Origin of the sequence: Neolewinella agarilytica (genome assembly GCF_900110645.1) — a bacterium.
Classification (GTDB): domain Bacteria; phylum Bacteroidota; class Bacteroidia; order Chitinophagales; family Saprospiraceae; genus Neolewinella; species Neolewinella agarilytica.
In genome coordinates, this window is sequence record NZ_FOFB01000019.1 from 33,759 (window position 1) to 57,574 (window position 23,816).

General features: G+C 52.5%; 14 protein-coding genes. 4 read left to right on the forward strand and 10 right to left on the reverse strand.

The window, feature by feature from the left end:
- Window positions 1–63: 63 nt before the first annotated feature.
- Window positions 64–1,167: a putative type IX sorting system protein PorV2 gene (locus BM123_RS16210; RefSeq protein WP_245748595.1), complete on the reverse strand. Its 1,104-nt coding sequence runs from the start codon at window positions 1,165–1,167 to the stop codon at window positions 64–66.
- Between the two features lie 222 nt (window positions 1,168–1,389).
- Here BM123_RS16210 and BM123_RS16215 point away from each other — a divergent pair, with 222 nt between their 5' ends.
- Both BM123_RS16215 and BM123_RS16220 read left to right on the forward strand, forming a co-directional pair.
- Window positions 1,390–2,067, forward strand: a complete 678-nt coding sequence (locus BM123_RS16215) for a cell division ATP-binding protein FtsE (protein WP_090170436.1) — start codon at window positions 1,390–1,392, stop codon at window positions 2,065–2,067.
- 62 nt (window positions 2,068–2,129) lie between these two features.
- A complete protein-coding gene (locus tag BM123_RS16220) occupies window positions 2,130–2,945 on the forward strand; it encodes a hypothetical protein (protein ID WP_090170438.1) in 816 nt (271 codons plus the stop codon).
- Window positions 2,946–2,984: 39 nt separating this feature from the next.
- On the opposite strand, the gene BM123_RS16225 is transcribed toward BM123_RS16220, so the two are convergent.
- Together BM123_RS16225 and BM123_RS16230 are read right to left on the reverse strand one after the other, a co-directional pair.
- Entirely contained in the window at window positions 2,985–4,715 is a 1,731-nt protein-coding gene (locus BM123_RS16225; RefSeq protein ID WP_090170440.1) for a serine hydrolase domain-containing protein, read from the reverse strand.
- Between the two features lie 74 nt (window positions 4,716–4,789).
- Window positions 4,790–5,596, reverse strand: a complete 807-nt coding sequence (locus BM123_RS16230; protein WP_090170442.1) for a helix-turn-helix domain-containing protein — start codon at window positions 5,594–5,596, stop codon at window positions 4,790–4,792.
- 273 nt (window positions 5,597–5,869) lie between these two features.
- On the opposite strand from BM123_RS16230, the gene BM123_RS16235 reads away from it, so the two are divergent.
- Window positions 5,870–6,226, forward strand: coding sequence for a hypothetical protein (locus tag BM123_RS16235; RefSeq protein WP_090170445.1), 357 nt, complete (start codon window positions 5,870–5,872; stop codon window positions 6,224–6,226).
- A gap of 135 nt (window positions 6,227–6,361) precedes the next feature.
- Here the strand turns inward: BM123_RS16235 and BM123_RS16240 are convergent, their stop codons facing one another.
- The 3 genes from BM123_RS16240 to BM123_RS16250 all read right to left on the reverse strand — a co-directional run bounded on the left by BM123_RS16240 (window position 6,362) and on the right by BM123_RS16250 (window position 13,496).
- Window positions 6,362–8,026, reverse strand: a complete 1,665-nt coding sequence (locus BM123_RS16240; RefSeq protein WP_090170447.1) for a RagB/SusD family nutrient uptake outer membrane protein — start codon at window positions 8,024–8,026, stop codon at window positions 6,362–6,364.
- 113 nt (window positions 8,027–8,139) lie between these two features.
- On the reverse strand, window positions 8,140–11,262 hold the full coding sequence (locus BM123_RS16245) for a SusC/RagA family TonB-linked outer membrane protein (RefSeq protein ID WP_090170449.1): 3,123 nt from the start codon (window positions 11,260–11,262) through the stop codon (window positions 8,140–8,142).
- 566 nt (window positions 11,263–11,828) lie between these two features.
- A complete protein-coding gene (locus BM123_RS16250; protein WP_090170451.1) occupies window positions 11,829–13,496 on the reverse strand; it encodes a CRTAC1 family protein in 1,668 nt (555 codons plus the stop codon).
- A 109-nt stretch (window positions 13,497–13,605) separates the two neighbouring features.
- Between BM123_RS16250 and BM123_RS16255 the strand changes: the two genes are divergently transcribed.
- Entirely contained in the window at window positions 13,606–13,914 is a 309-nt protein-coding gene (locus BM123_RS16255) for a hypothetical protein (protein ID WP_090170453.1), read from the forward strand.
- A gap of 48 nt (window positions 13,915–13,962) precedes the next feature.
- Here the strand turns inward: BM123_RS16255 and BM123_RS16260 are convergent, their stop codons facing one another.
- The 4 genes from BM123_RS16260 to BM123_RS16275 all read right to left on the reverse strand — a co-directional run bounded on the left by BM123_RS16260 (window position 13,963) and on the right by BM123_RS16275 (window position 23,667).
- Window positions 13,963–15,096, reverse strand: a complete 1,134-nt coding sequence (locus BM123_RS16260; RefSeq protein ID WP_245748596.1) for a vanadium-dependent haloperoxidase — start codon at window positions 15,094–15,096, stop codon at window positions 13,963–13,965.
- A 338-nt stretch (window positions 15,097–15,434) separates the two neighbouring features.
- A complete protein-coding gene (locus tag BM123_RS16265; protein ID WP_090170457.1) occupies window positions 15,435–18,446 on the reverse strand; it encodes a VCBS repeat-containing protein in 3,012 nt (1,003 codons plus the stop codon).
- 143 nt (window positions 18,447–18,589) lie between these two features.
- The gene (locus BM123_RS16270) at window positions 18,590–20,470 is read right to left on the reverse strand and encodes a RagB/SusD family nutrient uptake outer membrane protein (protein WP_090170459.1); all 1,881 of its coding nucleotides are present in this window, start codon (window positions 20,468–20,470) and stop codon (window positions 18,590–18,592) included.
- Window positions 20,471–20,484: 14 nt separating this feature from the next.
- Entirely contained in the window at window positions 20,485–23,667 is a 3,183-nt protein-coding gene (locus tag BM123_RS16275) for a SusC/RagA family TonB-linked outer membrane protein (RefSeq protein ID WP_090170460.1), read from the reverse strand.
- Window positions 23,668–23,816 lie beyond the last annotated feature (149 nt).

The following is a 23,816-nucleotide window of genomic DNA, read 5'->3' on the forward strand; positions in this document are numbered from 1 at the left end:
AACATGCGGTAGCCTCCAGCACCTACAACATGCGGTAGCCTACAAGACTACAAGGCCACAAGACTACCTCTCCCCCCCAGGCTTCAGCCCCAACTTCAAAGAAACGATATGGCTGTAAGTAGACCGCCCGTCGTCCTCTCCGAGGTCGGTGTAGGCATAGTCTACGTTCAGTTGACCAACCTTGAGGCCAAGACCGATGGAAGGGCGTGAATTGAGCCGTTCCTGCATATCGAAGTCTTCGATGCGCTGCAACTGAGAAACGCCGGCACGGAGGTAGATGAACTCGCCGTAATCAGCTTCCAGGCCGAAGGCCGGGTCTACGCTGACGGGATCAGCGGAAAGCAAGGTGTTTCGCTTACCATCGGTGGTGGCGATGAGGTCGAGCTCGGCCGTCAGGTTGATATTATCCGTGACGGAGAACTTGCGGGCAGCAGCGAGTACGAAGGTTGGGCTGGTGCTTTCCAGACTGTTAATGGGTACGAGATTATCCGTGATTTGCAGTGTTTCTTTTTCGCTTTCGGTAAAGCTGAAAGACCAAAAATTAAAGGTGGAGGTGATGTCCCGGCCTAAGAGCGCGAAGGTCCAGTTTTTCTTTTCCAGCTGTGCGCCCAGGTCGAGACCGAAGCCCCAGCTGTTGGCAAATTCCCCGATGGTACGGTGTACAACCTTGACGTTACCGCCAAGGTGGAGGGTACCGTTGGCCTTCGGGTACGCCCGGGCGTAAGTACCCAGAAAGGCGTAGTCAGCCGCCGAAAACTCGGTTACATTATCGAAGTTGATCGTTCCGTCCGCTTCGTAGAGCGACAGGGTATTGGGGATATTATCGATCCCAAAACGGATGAGGCTGAAGCCGATTCGCTGGTTTTTGCCGGAGAGCGGCAGCGTAAAGCCCAGGTAATCGTAGTTGCCTACGCCACCGAACCATTCGGCGTGCATGGCGCCGATCTCCAGGCCGGCATCCGGAGAAAGGCCCGCCAGGCCGGCGGGGTTCCAGGCCGGCGCGTAGACATCCTGCTGGCTGGCCGTGACGGCAGTGCCCATACCGTGGGCCCGGGCGCCCACGCCGATGGTCAGGAATTCATTGCTGTATTTCTGGGACATGGCATCCTGCGGAAGCGCCCAGATCATTATGATTAGCAGGCTTGGATATAGTAGTCTTAAAGTCATGCTGTCAATAGTGAGGATAGTCTTGTAGTAGTGATAGTCTGATAGTAGTGGTCGTATGGTAGTAGCGAGGTTCCAATGTGCGGTAGCTACTATCAAACTACCATTACCATCACTACTATCATACTAATAAACGGCGCGGACGCAGGTGCAAGGTACGTTTGCACAGCAAAATGATACCACCGAAAGCCATTTCGTTATCTTGCGGACACTAAAGTTATACCTATGGCAACGGCAATTGTGGAATTGCGGGGCGCAAACATCCGGCAGGGTGAGCGCAATATTCTGGAGAAGGTTGACCTCACCATCGCCGAAGGCGAGTTCGTTTATCTGGTCGGGAAAACGGGTGCGGGGAAGTCGAGTCTTCTCAAAACGCTCTACGCCGCCCTTCCCCTGGCTGCCGGATCGGGTACCGTCAGTGGCTTCCATCTACACAAAATAGGCCGACGAAAAATCCCGCAACTCCGCCGTCAACTGGGAATTGTCTTTCAGGATTTCAACCTGCTGATGGACCGCAGCGTAGAAGACAACCTCCGCTTCGCCCTGCGCGCCACGGGCTGGAAGAAAGGCGCTGATACCGAAAAACGGATCGACGAGGTGCTTACCGCCGTCGGCCTGGCTGACCGCCGCCGCTCCATGCCCCACACCCTGAGCGGTGGCGAGCGGCAGCGGGTCGCTTTTGCCCGTGCCCTGCTCAACAAACCTGCCTTGCTCATTGCCGATGAAGTTACCGGCAACCTAGACCCCGAAACCAGCCGCGAAATCCTCACCCTGATGCGGCAACTAGCTACAGAAAACGGCTCCGCCGTTCTTTTCGCTACTCATGACTACCGGCTGCTGGACACCTTCCAGGCCCGGGTGGTGAGATGTGAGGCGGGGCGGGTTTTTAATGCAGAAAATTAAGCTTATATTAGTGTTAGTTTAGTAGCAGCCAAGTGTATATCACCAACCTAAAATCCAAAAGAATGAAATACCTCCACCTCCAGGTTTTTAGCATCCTTGCACTCCTCTTCTTCACCAACTGTGAGCAAGAGGAAATTATACCACAGGCCAGTCCGGTTCCGCTTTCGGGAATTGTTCCCGTAAGAATTGATCACCTCGGTGGTGTGATCCGTTATAGTACTCAACTTAAATACGTAGACTGTGTACTTTGGCAGTACAACGTACGTCCATTTGAAGAGGATACTATTTTAAGTGAATTTGAAGATATTTATACGACCGATCAATTTAAGTACGGCAATGAAAAGATCACTACAATCACTGCCGACCAAAACGATTATGAAATCTTCATTTACGACGATGGAGGGCAAATAGAAAAATCTACCCGATTCCGCAGAGATACCGCTACAGGAGAGTTCTTAACGGTAATGAACCGCGTGTATACGTTTGAGAGGGAAAAAATCGTCCGAATCGAAGATAGCATAAACGACCGCATTGAAACTTTTTCCTATTTCGAAGAAAGTGGAAATCTGCAATCTGTGTTAACTCACAACACGGCAGGCGTACTGCTGAGGGAAGAACAATTCCTTAGCTACGACACGATGAACAACCCTAATAAGAACCTACCGCTCATCCATTTAGACATTTCAAAATGGATCCGTGAGAGAACGCCTAATAATAATCTGGAAAGAAGAGTAACCACCTATGGCCGTTCTGAGAATACCTATACCACCCGGTATCGATATACCTATACCGATTCTGGCTACCCATTGGTACGTAGTATCATCTCAGGGTCCCTTTTTTTAAACGACGTATATCATTACGCTTCGTGTGGAGAGTAGGGTAAATCGGTTCATTTTCCTGGCGAATAGTCTCCATCTTTACTCGGCGAAAACAGGTAGCAGATACTCCTCAATAATTACCTCCGGCTGCCAGTAGCGGCCATTGCGGTAATTCCCCGAAGTGATCACGATGACCAGTTCGAGATCAGGGATTACGCAGATGTACTGTCCGCCAGCCCCTCTGGCTTCGTAGGCCCTGACCTTTCGTTCCCCCACCTGATAGCTTCTGAGCCAGAACAGGTAGCCGTACCCATTTTTCTCGCTGGTGTTTTCCAGTATGCCGTATTGGGTAAAGGATTGTTCGATCCAGGAGGGGCTTAGTATTTGTTCTCCCTTCCATACCCCACCCTGCCGGTACAACTCTCCGAACTTAAGCATGTCCCGGGGTCCGAGGTAGGTCCCGCCACCAAAGTAGAACCGGCTATCCGGGTCGATCGGAATCGAGTAGTTTTCAATCCCCAGCGGACCGAAGAGTCGTTCGTGAAAGTAATCTTCCACTGGTTCTTCCAACGCATGATCAAGTACTACCCCGAGCAGGAAGGGATTAGCGGAGCCATAGTTACAGTGTTCCCCCGGCTCGTAAATCATGGGCGCGGTGAGAACGGTCTCGATCCAATCCCGGGTCATTTGGTAATTATCTTCCGTGGCCTGCCCTACCCGATCAATGCCAAAATCAATGGCATCGAGGCCGGAGCTCATCGTCAGAAGATGTTTGAGGGTAATCCGGGCCTTTTGCTCGTCTTTGGTGGCCTGATAGTCTTCCGGCAGATAGTCGTAGAGAGCATCATTTACGTCCTGAAACACTCCATCCTCCAGGGCAATACCGATTATGGCTGAGGCAAAGCTCTTGGCCGCCGACCGTTGATCGTGGGGAAGGTCAGGCTGAAAGCCGTTAAAATAGTTTTCGTAGACCAGGGTTCCCTGGTGTGCCATCAAGACGCTGTGTACGTGCGTAAGGGCTTCAGCCTCAATGCTATCGACCATACGATCAAGGGAAGCCTCACTATTCGAAACTTTAGCCAGGGGGCCGGTTGGCCAGCCATCATTTTCCAGGTCTGGATGGCGTGGCTCCTCCGGGCTGTAATCCGTAGTAGCTCCAATCTTCCAGTCTTCCGTAGATCTTGTAAAGGACATACCCCCGACTTTACCACCACCAATGTATACCTCCATCAGAATAGTATCTCCCCGCAGGAAGCCTTTAAACGAATAGCCGGTTCGCCGGTCAACAAAGCTGATCTCGTCCGCTGACTTCTGGAAATCATCGGCGTAGGTACCCCGGTAACGGTTATCGGGCAGAATGGGATAGGCCTCATAGTTATTTCCTTCCCCGTTTTCTATGGACAAGTATAATTTCGCCGGCTGAAGCTTAGGGACGTATAAACTGTTCCACTTACCCGAGTAGCCCCCTTTACCGTTATCGCGCAGGGTGAGTCGGAATTTAGTGTAGGTCGTTTGCAGAAAGCCTGAGAGTACCTTTTCATCTTCGCTCAACTCTCCTGAAAAACGTAAGACGTCGCCAAGCTCCAGGGCTACCTGTCCTTTCTCTCCCGAAGAACTAAGCAGTTGTTCATGTGAAAAGACTTTATTGCCCATCTTCACCCGCCATTGATTGCTGGCTTCCGGAGTGAACGTTAATTGGTGGCTGAAGGTCCGGGCAGAAAGCTCCGCTTCCCAATCTCCGTTGTAGGATTTCATGTCGTTTGGCTGAGCCGGTAAACAGCGTTGGAATAAGGCGAAGAGGATAAGCAGGGCGATGAAGTGTCTGATCATTAAGAGCTGGTTTGTTAATTCATGCCAAAAGTAGGTACGACCTGCTGCCCCTGATAGAACGAAATTAACGTGGGCTACACCCCGGCCTGCTTCCGAAACCGTGCCGGCGTTTTCCCGTAATAAAATTTGAATACTCTGTTGAAATGGCTCTGATCAGAGAAGCCGCTTTCAAAGGCAATCTGGGCCAAAGATGCCTCCTTGCTCAACAGGAGAGGTAGCGCCTTACTCACCCGGAGTTTGCGCCTGTACTCACCCAATGTACTGTCCAGAAAAACAGGTACCGTTCGGGAGATATGAACGGGATGAACACCCAGCTCAGTGGACAGTTCCTCCAGGCTGAGGTTTTCAGCACTGCCGTGTAGTATTTCTTTAAGCTGATCCATCCACAGAGGTGGATGCTTCAGCGGAACGATGAATTTATTGGTTAACAGACCACAAAGCTCCAGCACCAGTAATTCAATGGAAAGAATTGAAAAATTATCCGCCTGCCGGAACTCATAGTGAATCTTACTCAGCTGCAGGTGAAAGTCGGGGTGATTCAGGACCTGGCTCCCTTCCCAGAGGCCGGCATTTATTTCCTGAGCCTCCAACCATTTCCGCTCGATCTGCAAGTGGAAACCGCGGCCCCGGTTGGATTTTTTCTCTGTACGGTGCACCTCCTGCCAGTTAAGGAACATCAAGCTGCCCGGAGGCAATAAAGAAGCTCCCGATTTATTGACATCAACCATGTTCCCCGCGATCACGTACATGAAGTAGGGGTTCTCGTGGTAATGCATCGGCGTACCGGGATCAAAATAATCGTACTCCGAGAGGCTAATGCCCTTGTGGAACAACTCCCGGCGTTGCACGCCAAAATATTCGTTTTGGGTAAGAATTTGCAAGCCACGGAGAATTGAAGTAAGACGAAAAGCAGGCGATGTCAGGTCCGCCGACTTTGTACGATAGCGAAGGAATACCAATCACAGCATCCTGCGTTTGCGCCCTGTATTACAAAGATAATGACCTCGGGTTTAGTATACTTTCGGGGCGTTTTAGCGCTGCCATCGTTACTGAGCTTACCGAATGTGCAGGTGCAATGAAGAGACAAAAGCGCGGAAATTTCTACGCCGAAATTTAGGTCTATCTTCGCTGCCAATTATAACTCCCCCACGCCTATGCCCGAGTTTTGGACTAATCTTTCCTATACCACCAGGTTCTCCGCCATTGGTTTTGTGGCCACCTTCATCCTCGGTTTCATTAGCATGGGAATGCTGGGCGCGGTACTCTACTATCCGGTTTCGTTCGTCCTACGTGGCTATCCGTGGATCGACGACCTGCACGGTGACTGGATGTGGCCTGCGGTTATCATGATCGGTATGGGATGGTCCTTTAGCTTTTTATTCGCGGGCGCCGCCTGGCATTTTCTGGCACCAAGTATAGATTCGGTCGTGATTCTACGGATTATTTACGGCCTGATTCTCTGGGCCTGGGCCGCCTTTCTTTGGTGGTGGATTTTGTACAGTCAGGCTTAGAGCCACGCTCCGACTCTCTTAAGCACTACCTCAAAACCAAGCATCCCGAACTTTGACGACGTCAAAGTTCGGGATGGCTCAGTAATCTTCTATTAGAAGTACCCATTCAGATGGAACAGGTCGATCTATTCCTGATTAAGGGTTTTGGTCATCAGGCCCCAGATTCGGGTTGGTGTCCAACTCCCGTTGCGGGATTTTGAAGACCCAGGAAGGGTTGACGGAAGGCCGGTCCTGGAAGTATCCTTCCTGGTAAAGGACCTGAGAAGCACCGGAGCCGCCATCGGCTGCGTGATCGATGGGATCATCCCAACGAATTTTGTCCTGGAACAGGAATCCTTCTCCCCAAAGCTCAATGCCGCGCTGGAACTTAATGTGCTCCATAAACGACTCCTGAGTGTCAAAAGCCGTCACGTCGTAGGCGCTGTCACGCTCTTCGCCCAACGGGCGCAGGGCTTCCTGTGCGCCATCGATGTCACCCATCATTGCTTTCGCTTCCGCTTCGATCAGGTACATCTCTGAGGCACGCATGTAGATGATATCGTCTGGCTCAATTCCTCCTGGTACCTGCTGACGCAACTTCACGTGCATGTAAGGGTGAGCGTTATGACGAGAGGTCCACCCCCAGGTTGCTTCAAGTTCGGCTCTTGCCGCATTAAACTCCTCTTCTGTAGTATACAGCGGGTTGGTGTTATTGGCGAAGCCTCCCATGCCATTTGCTGCGGACAGGTTAGTGTTGGGCGCATCGATCAAAAACATATCTTTTCTGTAGTCAGTGTCAGGTACAGCGTCGATCAGTCTACGGTCCGCAATCTTAGGATTATTTCTTACCTGGCTACCATTAAAAGTGTTGGAAGCTAAGTAAAAGTAAGAACGGAAAAAGGTTGTTTCCGTGGTGATCACGTTACTTCCCCAGATTACTTCGGGGAGTAGTGTAGAGTTAAATCCGGCTTTCCAGTCATCTTCTCCCATGATCGGATAGTCCTGGCGGGCATTGACTGCTGCAGTAGCTGCGGTAGCCCAATCTCCGGTAGCAAGTGCGGTTCTGGCTTTCAGGCCCCACGCTACGTCGATGTTTAGATTCGCTTTGTCAAAGGCACTACCTGATGGTCTATCAGAAGCCTCTCCAAAAGCAGCGATGGCTGCATCGAGGTCACTGTTAATCTGGTCGTAAACGGCTTGTACGGTTTCTCTGGGGCCGCTGGCGAAAGGAGAATCTGAAGAAAACAGAATCGGCACACCCGGATCAGTGCTTGGGTTACCAATTAGATAGCCCTTAGCGTAGTGCTGAACCAGCGAGAGATAGGCATAAGCCCGGTAGGCATATGCCTGACCTTCAATCTCTTTCAAGCCCGGTGTTACCGGTAGTACACCTTCATTGATTCTATTAATCAGCGAATTAGCGTTCGCAATAATATTGTAACGGTGGTACCAAAGAACGTTGACGGTGTTTGACGTCTGCAGGGTATGAGAGTTCCATTGAGCCTCATCCCGCCATCCCAGGTTATTAGCATTTGCACTATGGATCAGGCCTCCGGCGAGGTTGTCCCCCATTGGCACCCAGTAGTGTTCGTTTGCTCTGGCGGTAGTAGCTACTGCACTACCACCGGGAAGAACCGTTTGTGACTGGGCGTACATTGTACGATGCATCCCGTTGATCACCAGGGCCATATTTGCCTCCGTTGCAAGTGCATCCGCTGAAGCGATGGCATCAGTCGGCGTGGTATCTAAAAATTCTTCTTCACAGGAAAAAGCTATTAATGCGACGAAGAGTAGAAACGAGTGTTTTATATATGATAACATCTTTATTGAATTTAGGTGATACATCAGCGGTAAAGCCGGCAACACTCCTGATTGTCAGTAAGTACTGACCGTTCAGAGGCTATTGACTCTACCGCTGATATACCAGCTGTTTTTTAAAAGTTTGCGTTCAGTCCGGCAGAAATAATCCGTGCAGGATTAAAGTCGTTACCTGCGCCAGTTCCGCCCAGGTTGTACTGTGGGTTCAAACCGCTTCTTTCGCTCTTCAGGAACAGGTTTTCTCCGGTAAGGGAAACTCTTAAGCCTCCGAGTCCGATTTTATCGGTTATTGCATTGCCGAAAGTATAGCCAATGTTCACGTTACGCAAAGCGACAAAGGAAGCATCGGTTAAGAACCGGGAAGATTGGGTCAGGACCAGGTTGGGGTTACCGTTTTCCAGTCTTGGCACATCCGTAATGTCACCGGGCTGACGCCATGCGTTAAGGATATCCGGGTGGAGCGAACGGCCGTAGGTACCGCTGTGCATCATGGCGGAGTATCCGTTGTCCAGAACCTTTCCTCCAATACCGTAATTCACCAGGATGTTCAACGAAATTCCTTTGTAGTTCAGACTGGTAGAAACCGATCCCAACAGGTCAGGAATAGAACTGTCTCCTGTGTAAACTCTTTCCGTTTCCTGCCAGTCATTAGTTGTTGCCTGGTTTCCGTCCCCGTCCATTACCGGAATACTGTTACCATCTTCATCAAACTCGTACATGTTGAACAACTGATCTCCTGTTTGTGGGTCAACGCCAGCAGTTTCGAGTAAGTAGAAATCAAATCTTGATTGACCTTCAGCCCAACGCTTAGAACCATTGATGATGGGGTCCGGCAGATTGGTAATTTCGTTTTTGAAGGTCGATGCTGTCGTTGACAGTGCCCATCTGAAATCAGCCGTCGTTACCAGGTTAGCGGTCAGGCCTAACTCGATACCAGAGTTATACATGTCTCCAATGTTCGCCGGGAAGGCGTCCGCACCGTTACTCAGTGCAATGGGCAGGTCATAGAGCAAGTCCGAAGAGTTTCTGCGGTAGTACTCAATGGAGCCATCCAGGAAGTTGTTGAACAAGGTGAATTCCAGCGCTACATCAAAGTTTTCGATGGTTTCCCACTGCAGCAATTGGTTACCAATCGTTGAGAAAAGGATGGCCGGGTTTCCTGCATTCGAAGACAGGGCGTAGCGAGGCTGTGAAAGGAAGAAATCTCCCAGATTATCGTTACCCACTTCACCGTAAGAAGCACGCAGTTTCAGGCGATCAACGAAGTCCACACTCTCCATGAACGCTTCGTTTGTAATCCGCCAGGATGCTCCGACAGAGTAGAAGGTACCCCACCGGGACCCCGGAGCGAAAACGGATGACCCATCTCTACGCGCAGACACGCTGAGGTAGTATTTCGTATCGTAGTTGTAATTCGCTCTGGCGAAGTATCCTTCAATTGTTTTAACGGTAGTTGACCCTCCTACGGATACGGGAGTAGCGAAGTTGGCGAATTCAAAAATTCCTTCTGCAGTCTGATCAACGGCCAGTGCATTATTACTGGTAAATGTCCGGTCGTAGCTCTCGTGCCCCAGCGTGAAGTCAAGGTTATGAATCCCCCCCAGGCTTTTCTGGTAAGTCAGCAGCTGGTTGAAGTTTTCTACCTGTCTTCTGAATCGCGTTTCGCTATACCGCCCGGTTGGCTGAGCGTCTCCGATAATGTTGTTCTCGTAGCCTTTATTCACGCCTTCATTGATGTCCCGACCGTAATTGAGCGTGAAATCAAGCCCTTCGATAAGATGGAAGGTGGAGTAAAATCTGAAGCCGTAGGTATTGTTGAAGTTTCGCTCATCGTTGAGAAGTAATTCCTGAAGCGCGTGTCTTCCCTGGTTGATGGGTCTTGAACCGACGTTGAACTCAGGGAAACCTTCCCCTGAATCAAACACCGGGTTGCCACCTGCGTCCCGAACCAGGTTACCGTCCTGATCGTTGACGAATACCGGGTAAATGGAACCGATGTTTTTGGCAAAACTGAAAGGGTTCACAATGCTACCGGTACCTCCCGAAGCGGGTCCGGCCTGATTAGCCACCGTAACGTTTGCACTACCACCAACAGAGAGCCAGTTGTTAGCGTCAAAATCTGCGTTTACCCGGGAAGTCAGACGGTCATACTCAGACGTTTTGACGTATCCACCTTCGTCCAGGTAGGAAGTAGAGAAAAATACGCGATGGTTGTCGCCTCCACTGGATACGTTCAGGTTGTAGTTCGTTCTCGTGTTACTTTGCTCCAGTTCATCATACCAGTTTAAGCTCTGGTAAATCAAATTTGCGTTAGGGTTCAGCATTCCATCCGTGCCGACAATCTGGTCGTTTGCTACATCGAAAGGGTTATAACCGAGGCTATTGAAGATATTGGCGGAAGCAAATTCGGCATCTCCATCGGCAGCGCTCGAATTTTTCAGCGCTTCCCACATCGTCTCGTAGTACTGGCCGGGGGTAACTTCATCATATAGCTGAATGCCTCTGCTTACCGTACCATGTTGCACAGATGCTGAAACCTGCGTTCCGTTTTTCGTGCCTCTTTTGGTTGTAATTAAAATAACCCCGTTGGCAGCTCTGGAGCCGTAGAGGGAAGTTGAGGAAGCATCCTTGAGAACCGTCAGCGACTCAATGTCTTCCTGGTTAATGTTGTTCAGGTTGCCTTCAAACTGCACACCATCAACAATGATCAGTGGGTCTGAGCTACCGTTAAGCGTACCTACACCCCGAATTACGATACCTGGTGAAGAGCCAGGTCCTCCGGAAGGAGAAGTAAACTGTACACCGGTAGCCTTACCTTCAATGGCCGCCAGCGGAGAAGTAACGTTTCGCAGTTCCAGATCTTTAGCACCAATAACATCGGCAGAACCCGAAAAGGCTTCTTTAGTCGTCACCCCGTAAGCAGTAACGATAACCTGCTCCAGAAGCTCAGCGGAAGTCTCCATCGTTATGTCAATGTTAGACCGATTGTTAATTTCAACAACCTGGTTAGCAAAGCCCGTATAGCTGAAAACCAGCACGTTACTCCCTTCCGGGACGCTAATGGTGTAGGTGCCATCAATATCTGATACCGTACCCGTCGTTGTTCCTTCAACAAGAATACTAACCCCAATCAGGGATTCCCCTTCTTCGTCGTTTACCGTTCCGGTAACGGTCCTTTGTGCCATGGTAACGCCCATAACAAAAAGCAGTAGCCCTAGGACTAGTGAGAATCGTCTCATACTGTAATGATTTTATGAATATATTTCAAGTGAACTGCTCAAAGGCATACCCCCACTACAATCAACAAACGGTCTGTTCCTCCTGGGGAGAAATTATATCAGTAACTACTGCAGTTACAGGATGGCTAAACGAATGGGTTATACTTTCAAGAAGAAATTAGTGAATGAAAAGTGTATTAGGCTACCTTCAACGGGCAGCTGGTATTTGTCTCGTGTATAGTTTTAGTCTAGTCAAAAAGGCTAAAATAAATGCCCAAAAGGGAAACGCAAACGGACGGCCAGGTCAAAAGTAAAGTTTGGTTAAGTGTAACTAAATGTGTTTGGCCATCGTAAAAACCGAACGAACACTCAGCGTCAAACGCTGCTCGCAAAGGTAAAAAAAATTTAGTATTCAGTTAAAGAGCTTTGTCTATTGCGCCCGCAAGCAAATGCACAACCGTCTGGCACCATTAGGTTTCCCCGTGCTTTCTCCAGAATATTGTAACCATTTCTCTTAGCTCAGCCAGAAAGGGCGCGAACGCAGGTGCAGGCAAATAAATAAGGAGCAATATCGCTTGTCTCAGTGGCTACCGCTGCCAACGTAAATAGCCCGAGCCCAGCAGGACTACAGCAATCAACCCTACCACCCACCAGGGAAATCCGCTTCGCGGTATACCTCCGGGAATTTCTTCCACCTCCAGCAACTGATTGGCGGGCACTTCGGTCAGTAACTGCTCCTTGCCCCCGTTCCAGGCGATCAGGACCGAGTCCGCTGTCTCCGATGTTCCAAGGCCAAAATGGACGATCGGAGAATTTTGGGACAAATGACTGCTGCCACCTCCATCGACCTCACGGATCATTTGTCGGCCATCGGAGAAAACAGTTACCCGACTGCCCAGTCCGTTCAGTTCAGAGGTTAGTCCTCTTAGCCGGACCTTCAGCCAGTTACCCGTTGCGCCGTCGTTGCGAAAAAGACGGGTAATCGATTCAACCGGATAATTGGGTAAAACCGCTTGCTGACCAACCACCAGCAAGTCCAGATCGCCGTCATTCTCCAGGTCAAAAGCCACCGAGCCCCGGCCAATGCCATAATCCCCCGTGCCGTTGGTTTTTGCGACATCTTCAAATTTACCTCCGCCGAGATTGTCAAAGAAATAGTTAGCCATCGGAACACAGTTAGGGTTCAGGTCACCGTTACTCACGAAGAGATCAAGGTCGCCGTCGTGGTCAAAGTCTGCCCAGTTAGCGCCCCAGCTGATGGAGACGAAGTTCATGTTCGCTTCCTTGACCTTGTTCTCAAAGGGCTCCCCTTTGCCTGCTTGCACCATGAAGCGATTAAAACGGATGTTGGTCATATAATAATCCAACAGCCCGTCCCCGTTTGGGTCGCCAACCGCGGAGCCCATGGCGTTGATCCGCAGATCAAGCTCCAGTTTCTCACTGACGTCGCGGAATTCCTTACGCGGGAACCGGTTTTCATAGACGATGCTCGGGATGGCTTTATAACCAAAGTCGTTGTTCACGATCAGATCCTGATCGCCGTCGTTATCGTAATCCGTAAACACCCCGCCGAAGCCGAAGCCCCGATGGTAGGCCTTGTAGTCTTTGGCGACGTCGACGAAGCGTTCGCCACCTTCATTCAGGTAGAGATAATCGTAAGCCGTTTGATTGGCCCCCACGATGGTCGCGTCACTGATCACGCTGAGTTCACCTTCGTAGCCGATGAAATAGTTGCCCACAAACAGGTCCGGCCAACCGTCAATATTAAAGTCTCCAAAACTGCCGCCGGTGCTGAAGCTGTAGCCATCCGTCAGCCCAAAAGCGTCCGTTCCGTCCCGGAAAGTGCCGTCGGCCTGGCCCAGAAACAAAAGGTTTCGGGCACGGGGAATGGTGCGCGCGCTGTCGCGGGCGGTAATGGTCGTCACCAGCAGGTCAATGTAACCATCCCGGTTCACGTCTGCTCCGCTTACCCCCTGGGTGACGAAGCGACGGGTCAGTTCCAGACCCGAGCCTTCGAAGACATTGGTCAGGGTTCCATCGCCGTTATTCCGCAGCAATTGGTCATCAACGGTGCCGCCGGTAACGTAGACGTCCTCAAAACCGTCCTGATTAAAATCTATCACGCAGGCACCGCCACCAAACATGCCTTCCAGGACCCGAAACTGGTGATTCAGACCGGCCGTGTCAGTTATGTCGGTAAACTGGGCGGAGAGACAAAGCGGAAAAAGCAGGAGGAGTAAAGAGAAATAGCGCATGACCCCGACAATATAGGCACAGCGACCATTTTGGGCGACGGTGCGCGGGTGCAATTTTTGGACTAAAGGCAAGGATGGCTATCTTATGCCCGGTCTAAAACTCAGCTAAATGCTTATCTACTCCATCGATCTCACAGGAATTTTAATTCTCTTGGCAATCCTAATCGGGTCGGGCGGATTCCTGGTGGCTTTCCTGAATTACATCTACGCATTATGGTCAGAGCCTGAAGCAAGCCCTGCCAACGAAGGTGAGCTAACCGGGTCAGCGGATCAGGTTCCTCCGCCAACCGCTGATGCCTCCTCGCCAACGTTTAGTTTCTGGAGCGGTATCTACTGGTTTATCACCCTGGCGTTTGTCGTAATACTCATCTTAATTTTTGTTACCACCATCAGGGCTTATGGGGAAAGTTGGGGGTAATTCCGCTTTTACTGCGCTTCGCTTGCTAGCAGGCGGCTGAAGCCGCCGCTACCACTTCATTGCAGTAACATTCGCCGCCACCTCCCTACCCTTCTCCAGGCCGCGTTCGTTGTCCTGCGGCGTGTGAATGCCGCCGTAGAAGCGGGAGTCGGCCGTTTCGAGGGCAACGTCCCAGAAGCGGGTAAAGGGGCGCTCCACGAAGCCCGTCTCCCGCACTTCGTCGTAGGGCCGGCCGACGTGGCTGCGGTCGGTGAAGGTGAACTCCGGGCCGTGCAGGTCCTCCAAAACGGCGGCGGCAGCCGCCGCCTGGATGGCATGCCCCGAAGGGAAGGCCGGGAATGGCGGGTCTGGCCAGAAGCTCTCCCATTCCTCATCGATGTAGGCGGGGATGAAGGTATTCGGCCGTTCCGTAAAGAACTGGTACTTCCACCGCCAGCAGAGGATAAAGGCATCAGCTACTGCTATCCCTACCCGAGCGTAAGTTTCGGCGCGGGTGATGAGCTCAGCGTCCTTTGCTCTTAAAAACTCGCTGGCGATGTAATAGGAGTGTCCCGGCGGTGTAAAAGTCTCATCCGGGTCATCCCCCCACCAGATGGCAATCTCTTTTTGCTCCTGCGTCAGCGCCGTATCCGCTTTATAGACCGCCAAAAATTGTTCGTAATACGGTGAACCCGGCGTTGTATCGTGAGGGATAATGGCAGGGGCCTGCATACGGTAATTGGCCGGAATGAAGGGGCGGTTTTGCCCCCAGAACGGATGCAGGGGGTGGTGGCTGAACGACTGCGCAAACAGCGGCGGCTTCCAGCCGCCCGGCCGGTCAGGGTGCACCATCCCTTTTTCAAAGTTACGCAAGTAGGCCCGGTGCCCGCCGTCGCTTTTAGACCACTCAAAAATGGCCCGCGCCATTCGCTGACCGAAGGAAACTGATCTTTTCCTGACCTCGGCCGGCACGTCTGCTGACAACATCAGCTCCAATTCCCTTTCCAGGGAATCAACGCTGGCCTTATTAAGGTCTGAGGTGTGGTTATACAGTTTGCGTAAAATTTCGGCCTGCCCTGCGTTCATGGCCAGGGCGTAGTTATAGCTTACTTCAGGGTCCGGTGCCGGCAGTATCGTCAATTCGCTCAACTGCCCCGCCAGACTGTTCCGCTCCGGGTAGCCCGGGGCTAGCGTTTCGTACATGGTCAACCCGATGTAGCCAAGGCACCGGGAGGCGTAGGTCGGACTGTTTCCGGGGGTGTACTGGGTGAGTCTCAGCGTCATGTCCGCCCACTGGGAGGCCATCTCGGCTTCGGAGTGGGGCGTTTTTCCACAGCTCAGTAGAGTAAGGAAAAAGCATAGCCCTAAAATCCGGACACACACAGGAACGCAGGACTTCGCTGCGCTCCGCACTGCGTACCCTCGAGGCCCTGAACAAGACCAATTGTGCCAGGCCCCCCGAAGCGTTTTCAGCCGTAAAGCCGGAGGCGAAACTGCTGAAGTCCTTTGAGCGTCCGGTTGGTAAGCAGCTGTCTTCATCATCAAAATTCCGTTCGTTGTTGTTGATAGGCCCGGGCTTTCTCTCCCCGAATACCAAATAAAAGCAAGTCATCCATTTTCACCACGCTACGCACATCGCCGCGCAGCCGGAAACCGGACTCGGCTTGTGGTACATACTCAAAGCCACCGGCGCCGTTGCCCCGCAGTAATATTCCTGCGTTGGCGTCCGACTTCCCCCACCGCTGTTTTTCCTGGCTGTCATTACCACAAAGCAGAAGGTCGGTATTGCCATCGCCATTGTAGTCCAGTTCCGTGATGGTGTGTACCGGAGCGTACTGCACTTCCGCCGGCAGCGGAGCGAGGCCGTAGGTGCCGTCCGGCTGGCTGAGATAGAGCGTTGTTTCCAGTCGGTCCGCCCTCAGGTGAAGTGTCTCGTCCGGCCAGCTGGGAAAAACTTCGTCCAGGGTTTGGCTGGCGTAACGCTCGTAGTTCGGGTAACGTTTGCGCAGCCCCGCGAGCTGTCCGAGGAGCTCGTCCCGCGTAGCGTCCGGATAGCGTTTGCCATCCGCGGGGTCATAATAACTCAGGATCGGGTCGATGCTACCGTTTTGATCCAGATCTGCGGCGTGCAGCTCCACCGGCCGGGCTTTGCTGGCCGTGAAGGTGTTATTGAGGCCCTGGTTCCCCACCAGAATGTCGGGCCTGCCGTCACCGTTGAGGTCCGCCAGATGGAGGGCATTGTACCAGCCTGAAGGGCTATCGGGCAGGTATTTTTCTGTCCGGTCAATGAGCTTCCCTCCCACGTACTCATAAATAAGTACCGGCGTCCATTCTCCGGCAAGTATCAGTTCTTCCGCACCGTCGCCATTAAGATCGGCGCGGGCGGCAGCCTTAATTTTCCCGATCTTTTCCAGAGATTCGGGCAGTTCGCTCAGGGGCTTCCCATCAATGGAGACACTTAACTTGCCCAGACGGGGATAACTCGCGGGCACATATTCGTTGCCGGTGACAGCTACCGAAGGGCTGCCGCCAGCCAACACTTGCCGCCATAATTCTCTATTGCTTATCCGCCCATTTTCGTCCAGCCATGGTCCTGTATGGGTATAGGCTCTTGGCAGTAATAACTCCCCGTCAAAGTCTCGCTTTGCGGAGGCTTTGTGCTTAAAGTCAAGCGGAGATTTTACCTCCACAAAAACGGGCTCAATGCTCTTTTTTTCCGGCCGATCCATGGCTTCTGAACGGCGGAGAACGATGTCCTGGTTCGCCTCAATATTCTTCAGGCGCTGAACCGCGCCGTCCGGCCATCGGACGAGCAAACTTTGCACCTGCGCTGCGTCGCCCAAACCGAAATGCAACTCCGGCTCCACACTACTCAGGTAGCCGCGGTTGGGAAACTGTTCCCGTGTTTGGGTGACGCCCCCGGCCCTAATCTCCACCCGTGCCCCGATACCCGCCAAATTTCCTCCAGCACCTTCCAGACGGACCTTCAGGTAATGGTTTCCTTTGCCGTTATTCCTGTAAATAAAGGCGGATTGATCAAGGTTACTCACCACCAGGTCGAGGTCGCCGTCGTCGTCCAGATCAGCGTATACAGCACCGTTGCTGTTGGACGGACGGGCCAGCCCCCAGGCTTTCGTCTGGTCCGTAAAAGTACCGTCTCCACGGTTGCCGAAGGAGTAGTTATTCACATCAGAAGCGGGCATCTTTTCCAGCAGCCCCCTGAGATCAGCGCGTTGCAGCCGACCACGTTCGGCCACGAAATCTTCCATGTATTTAATAAAATCCATGTTGGTATAATCCTTAAGGTAGCCGTTGGTGACGTGTAAATCCTGCCAGCCATCATTATTAAAATCAGCCAGCAGAGCGGACCAACTCCAGTCCGTCATCGACACGCCCGCCAGGCGGCCGATTTCAGCAAAAGAGCCATCTCCCCGGTTGATCTGCAACATATTGCGCATTGTCTGGTGGTGAAAACCATTGGCCAGATTCAGGTCGAGTTTGGAGCGGTTATCATCAGCCATCAGCAGTTTGCTTCTTCGATTATCCGCCGGGAGCATATCAAGGGTTAAGATGTCCGGATGTCCATCATTATTAACGTCACCAATGTCGCTGCCCATCGAGAAATGGCTCGTATGCCCCATCTGTTGGCCAAGCCGGTCGGTGAAGGTTCCGTCACCGTTATTATAATAGAGGTAGTCAGGGACTTCATAATCATTCGAGACATAAAAGTCCGGATCACCGTCATTATCCAGATCCGAAATGGCCAGCCCCAGACCGTAGCTCAGCGCCGAGCCGTTGATCCCTGCTTTTTCGGTTACGTCCCGAAATTTGCCGCCATCGTTCCGGTACAGGCGAAGCCCGCGTTCCGGGTCTGGTTGGCCCAGCAGCTGTTTTGTTTTCACCGGATTTAAGATGGGCAGAGACTTGGGGTTATGATTAAGCAGTAAGCCGTCGAGATCACCATCCTGATCGTAGTCAAAGAAATAAAGCTGATTACTGAAGGCGGTGCTGGCCAGGCCATAGGCCGCGGCTTCGTCCTTGAAAAGAGGCACGCCATCGGGGTCGTTGCCCTGATTGATGAAAAGCTGATTGGCACGTTTCGCGGCGGGCAGAGCGCCCGAGTAACAGAGGTAGAGATCGAGTTTTCCGTCGGCGTTCACGTCGGCCATCGTTACCCCTGTCTTCCAGGGGCCAGGGCGCCCGCCGGCGCCGCTCAGGGTGGTTACGTCGCGAAAACTCAGGGCACCATCGTTTAGGTACAACTTGTTTTCGGCCATGTTAGCCGTGAAGTAGAGGTCTGTTTTCCCATCTCCATTCAGATCACCCGCTGCAACACCACCGCCGTTGTAGAAATATTCATACATCAGGATATTTGTGTTCGGCCCTTCGGTCAGTCGGTTCTCAAAATCCACGCCCGTTTCAGAGGTGGTCAGCAGCGTAAAAAGCATCTCTGCGTCGGCTTTTTCGGGCGCGGTCGCAGGTGCAGCGTCCGAACAACGGAGCAGGGTAAAAAGGCATAAAAGCGGGAGGAAACTTCTGATCGATACTGGCATGAATAGACTTGAGGGGCGGGCGTAATCCGCAGGTCCGCTAAAGTAAGAAAACCCGCCAGCTTCCAAAGAAGAAACTGGCGGGCGGTACCGCTGACTTCCGTCAGCGGGTTCTGGTTTTGCCGGCTAACGCCGGCGGCGAAAATTTAGTACCCGGGGTTCTGGATCAACAGCGAGTTCCGGTTAATCTCATCCCGGGAGATGGGCCGGTAGTACATCTTATTGACCCAGGTTCTCGTCTCGTTCTCCGTGTTTTCAACTACTGTGTACGTGTAGTCATAAACGTCGGTATCATAGCGATACGGAGTATGAGGAGTAGCTCCGGGTTTGAGAGTCGCCCTGATGTCAATCGTCTGGATAATCCGACCCAGCGTCTCCGGTGCGATCAGCCAGCGACGGGCATCGTGGTAGCGATGCTCTTCGTAGGCGAGTTCCACGCGGCGCTCGTTGCGATAACGCTCGCGCAGAGCATCTCCGGAGTCGGTTACGGCGGGCATGCCTACGCGATAGCGGAGCCTGCTGAGCCACTCTCTGGCAACGTCTTCTTCACCCAGCTCAATGCTGGCTTCCACGTAATTGAGCACCGCCTCGGTGTAGCGAATAAAAGGCCAGGGAACGGTCTGTGCATTCGACTGATTGTCTGGTAAAGCGGGGTCCGGATCGATGAATTTCCGATGGTAATAATGCGTCCGGCTACCGTTCCAGTTCTCGATGGAAGATTCGCGGGTATCGACACCGTTGATCGTTCCGCCGGCACCGTCATCGTAGTAGCCCGTCTGGATCTGATCCACCATATCAAAGCTTCTGGAGGCAGGGGGACGGGGTTTCCAGCTTGCGCCGTCGTGCATAACGGAAGCATATAAACGTGGGTCACGGTTATCGTAGGGCGCAGCAGCATGCTCGGCGTTGTCCCAGTCGAAGTAGGAACCGTCCATCATTTCATAGTCATCCACCATTTGCTGAATGGGGGTATTACCCGCCCAGTTGTTGTAGCCGTTCGGCCCGTTATTGATACCATGGTGAATACCACCCAGTGGCCAGTTATCCTCAACGGTGTAAAGAGGGGTCTTGGTCCGTTCGAAGATCAACTCGACGGCAGCCGATGCATCCCCTACGGCACTACCACCCCCCATGGCGATGGAGACGTAGTTTTGCTTACCTTCTTCAGCACTTACCGGTCCGCTCAGGTCCAGTTTGTAGCCCGTGGCTGCATCCACGACGAGCTTGGCCGCGTCGCGGGCACGACGCCACTTGGCCGCACGGTCGCCGGAAGGGGAGGCAACCAGCTCTATGTTGGAATAGCCGGAGAAAACACCCGTTACCAGATCAGATTGGTGCAGGTCCGACGCATCATAGAGCAGAACCCGTGATTTAAGTGCCTGAGCGGCCAGGTCAGTCGCCCGACCCGGCGTTACGGTTTTGCCGGCCAGCAAACGAGCCGCTTCATCCAGATCAGCGACAATGAAATCAACCGTTTCTGCCCAGGTACCTCGCTCAACGGAATAGTCCTCGTCAAGGCCGTAAGGCCGGTCAATCAAAGGTACACCGCCATAGAAGCGGGCGAGCTGGTGGTAGTAGTAAGCCCGCAGGAAGTGCGCTTCGCCAAGAAGCCGGTCCCGCAGCACATCGTCGGTAAAGGTGGAAGTAGGCAGGCGGTCAATGGCTACGTTGGCCTGGCGGATAGCCAGGTACATCTGGTCCCATTGGTAGGTGGCGCTCATCCAGGCGGTGTTGGTCGCATCTTCCGTTCCTTCATTGAAGGGACGGATGTTCCGCCCGGCGTGGGTAAACATAGCTTCATCGGTAAGAGAGGAAAGCCCCTGCTCTTCAAAGCCACCATATCCCAGGAAGGAGTAGACGTTAAAAATGAAGGCCTGAGCCAGCGGCCCGTCCGCCCAGGTTGCTTCGCTGGAAATGCTGTCCAGCGGCTCGGTGTTCAGGAAGTCTTCCTTACAGCCCGTAAGCAGCAGGAAGAACAGGGCCGAAGCAACGACACCCTTCCCCAGTATTTTAATGAATTTTTGCATGATAAAATGATAGTTTAGAATGAAACATTTAAGCCCAGATTAATGATCCGGGTTTGGGGGTAATAAACACCGCTACCAGCGGTTGATTCGGGGTCAAAGAACTCAAGGCTGTCGAAAGTGACCAGGTTAAGTCCGTTCACGTAGGCCCGCAGGCTACCAATCCCGATTCGATCCGTGATGTTGGTGGGAAGGGTGTACCCGACTTCGAGGTTCTTGAGTCGGATGTAGTCCTTGCTGAACTGGAAATAAGTATTCTGCCCATAGTTACCGCCCGTGTAATAAGTATCGCCACGGCTGGCCAGGCGCGGATGCTCCGAACTTGGGTTATCAATGCTCCAGCGGTTATCATGGCTCCATTTCAGGTAATTACCGATATCACCGGATTCTGTCTGAACGCGCAGGCTGGCTCCGGTAGCTCCCTGTAAAAGAGCGGTAATGTCGAATCCTTTGTAGCTGGCCGTAAAGTTGGCGCCGAAGTTGAACGTCGGCGTACCGTTATCGTCAATGCGCACCCGGTCATCTCCATCAATTCTGCCGTCACCATTTACGTCCTCGAACTTCATGTCACCGGGAAGCAAACGAGCTGTCACAGCGCTGTAGTCCAACTCTTCGGCATCGATTTCTGCCTGATCGAGGAATACCCCGTCGGATTGGTACACCAGGAAAGCGCCAATGGGCTTACCCTCCATGAGTTGATATTCAGGAGCTCCGGGAATTTCATCCATAAAGATGACCTTGTTTTTGGCGTAGCCACCATTGATACCAAAACGGAACTGGAAGGGGTTACCCGCTTTACCGTTATAGCCCAGATTAAATTCGAAGCCTTTGTTTTCCACCTCTCCGGCGTTGACCGGAGGGAGCAGGCTGTTGATGCCTGAAGAAGCAGGTGTAGAGCCTGTTTTCTGAATCAGGATCTGGTCGCGCCGGTTCACGAAGTACTCTACCGTAGCGTCAATCCGGTTATTGAACAAGATAGCGTCTACCCCAAAGTTGAGGTTATTGGCCCGCTCCCAGGTGAAGCTGGGGTTAGCCAGCAATTCCTCCCGCAGGGTGGTTTCCACTACGCTGTTGATCGGGTATTCCCCGAAGCCATAGGTAGACAGGTAGGCAAACTCCTGCAGCTGGTCGTTGAAGAACACCTGATCATTGCCCATTTGCCCGTAGCTGGCCCGTACTTTCAGGAAGTCGACACCGGAAACGTTGAAGAAGTCTTCATTGGTCACGTTCCAGCCGGCGAGTACACCGGGGAAAAAGCCGAAGCGATCTTGCTCGGGGAAGATGTAGGAGCCGTCATAACGGAAGATGAATTCCAACAGGTACTTCTCTTTATAGTCATACTGCGCCCGGCCGTAGTAACCGAGTCGGGCCCGTTCGTATCCGGAGCCTCCGGTTTCCTGTTGCAGAGAGCCACCTGCGAACAACTGATCAACGGCCGTAGAGATGTAGTTGCGGCGGAAGGCGAAGAAATTCTCCCCGGTAAAAGTCTCCCGCGTTACGCCGGCCATCAGGCCAATGGTATGATCACTACCGATACGGGTATCGTAGTTAATACGGGTAGAAAGGTTGGTATTGAGCGTAGAAGAGTTGCCCTGGGTTAAGCGGGGGTCCGTGAAGTTCGAGCGAACGGCAGGTTCCACTACCGGAGTCCCCTGAGCATCGCGGGTTACCCGATCCCAGTAGTACAGTTCCCAGGGTGTTTCCCAGCGCTTTAACTTAGTATTGGAAAGGTCAGCAGCACCGGAAAAAGTAATTCCCAGCCCCTTGATCCAGGGGTTAGTAACGGTCACTGAGCCATTGGCCTGCAGATAGTCCGTTGGGCTTTCTTCGTAACCGGTTGCATTGGTCGTGATAACAATCGGGTTCTGGCCATTCTCAATGTCAGGCCCCGGTAAACCATTAGGCCAAACGGCAGGCTCCGTTGGGCGGCCACGCATGAGCATCCGGAAAATTGCGTTTGCATCCTGGGTTGGGTAGCGACGGTCTTCGCGGCGGGCGGTGAATCCAAGTTGAGTGGTTACGTAGGGACTAACGTCCGCATCCAGATTAAGGCGCAGGCTGTACTGCTTGTACTTGGTAGCGGTGTTCTTATAAAAGGCTTCCTGGTTAACGTGCCCTAAAGAAGCAAAATAGCGTACGGCAGAAGTCCCCCCACGTACGGAAAGGTTATGCTGGCTTTGAGGTGCCCATGTACGGAAAGCGTCACCGAACCAGTCCGTATCCGGGAATCCCCATGGGTCATCACCTGCGGCGTGCTGCCGCACGGCGTCCGGGCTGAAGTTAGCATTAACCGTGCCTACACCCGCCGTTGGTGAGTCGTAAGTTCCGGAAGTGCGGATAGCTTGTGAAGCGGCGGACCATTCATTGACGGGTACCGTCTGATAAATCGGCAGCTCATTCATAATATTGGCGTACTCAACGGCGGAAGCCATCTCCGGCAGAACTGTCGGCTGAGACCAGCCCTGATTGAAGTCATAGCTGATCGTAGGCTTGCCCGTCGTGCCCCGCTTTGTCGTTACCAGAATAGCTCCGTTGGCAGCACGGGCTCCGTAGATGGCCGCCGAGGCATCCTTCAGTACAGAGATGGACTCAATATCCTGCGGGCTCAGGCGAGCCAGGCCTCCGGCCCGGTCCGGGATACCGTCAATAACCACCAGCGGGCTACTGTTTCCGAGTGTGTTCTGCCCACGAATATTAATCAGGGCGTTATCATTACCCGGCTCACCGCTGGGCTGAATAACAACTACGCCGGGCAAACGGCCGGCCAGAGAAGCCCCCAGGTTTACGGAAGGGGACTGCCTAAGCGCTCCACCTTCCACCCCCACAACGGCCCCCGTTACGGTCGCTTTCTTTTGCTTGCCGTAGGCTACAACGACGACTTCGTCGAGAATCTCACCGCCCGACATCTGCAGACTGTAGTTTGCATCAGGGCCAACGATTACCTCCTGTGAAGCATAGCCGGTGTATGAATAAATCAGGACGTCGCCCTCTGAGGCCTGGAGGGTATAGTTGCCGTCGAAGTCAGTAACGGTTCCGCTCGAGGTTCCCTTAACTAAGACGCTGGCTCCTATGAGCGGATCTCCGGTATCAGCGTCCACCAGGGTACCGCTAATCGTAGATTGTGCAAAGGTGAATGCACTACATAATAATAGTGCTGCGAAGGCCAGCAGGCCCCGCAAACTTAAATGGGTGTGTTTCATGATCAACTTCTGAATGAATAAACTAGTGGTAAAATGCTGAGTCCATTTGGACTCAGGGATCGATTAAGCCTTATGTATTCAGATAGTCTTTTGGGGGGTAAATAGCAATAATATACTCAAAACTTATAATCGTCAAAGTTAGATGTTTA

Coding starts and splice junctions, on each gene's coding strand:
- BM123_RS16210 (WP_245748595.1), bottom strand. CDS start 1,167: ATGACTTTAAGACTACTATATCCAAGCCTGCTAATCATAATGATCTGG.
- BM123_RS16215 (WP_090170436.1), top strand. CDS start 1,390: ATGGCAACGGCAATTGTGGAATTGCGGGGCGCAAACATCCGGCAGGGT.
- BM123_RS16220 (WP_090170438.1), top strand. CDS start 2,130: ATGAAATACCTCCACCTCCAGGTTTTTAGCATCCTTGCACTCCTCTTC.
- BM123_RS16225 (WP_090170440.1), bottom strand. CDS start 4,715: ATGATCAGACACTTCATCGCCCTGCTTATCCTCTTCGCCTTATTCCAA.
- BM123_RS16235 (WP_090170445.1), top strand. CDS start 5,870: ATGCCCGAGTTTTGGACTAATCTTTCCTATACCACCAGGTTCTCCGCC.
- BM123_RS16240 (WP_090170447.1), bottom strand. CDS start 8,026: ATGTTATCATATATAAAACACTCGTTTCTACTCTTCGTCGCATTAATA.
- BM123_RS16245 (WP_090170449.1), bottom strand. CDS start 11,262: ATGAGACGATTCTCACTAGTCCTAGGGCTACTGCTTTTTGTTATGGGC.
- BM123_RS16250 (WP_090170451.1), bottom strand. CDS start 13,496: ATGCGCTATTTCTCTTTACTCCTCCTGCTTTTTCCGCTTTGTCTCTCC.
- BM123_RS16255 (WP_090170453.1), top strand. CDS start 13,606: ATGCTTATCTACTCCATCGATCTCACAGGAATTTTAATTCTCTTGGCA.
- BM123_RS16260 (WP_245748596.1), bottom strand. CDS start 15,096: ATGTACGAAACGCTAGCCCCGGGCTACCCGGAGCGGAACAGTCTGGCG.
- BM123_RS16265 (WP_090170457.1), bottom strand. CDS start 18,446: ATGCCAGTATCGATCAGAAGTTTCCTCCCGCTTTTATGCCTTTTTACC.
- BM123_RS16270 (WP_090170459.1), bottom strand. CDS start 20,470: ATGCAAAAATTCATTAAAATACTGGGGAAGGGTGTCGTTGCTTCGGCC.
- BM123_RS16275 (WP_090170460.1), bottom strand. CDS start 23,667: ATGAAACACACCCATTTAAGTTTGCGGGGCCTGCTGGCCTTCGCAGCA.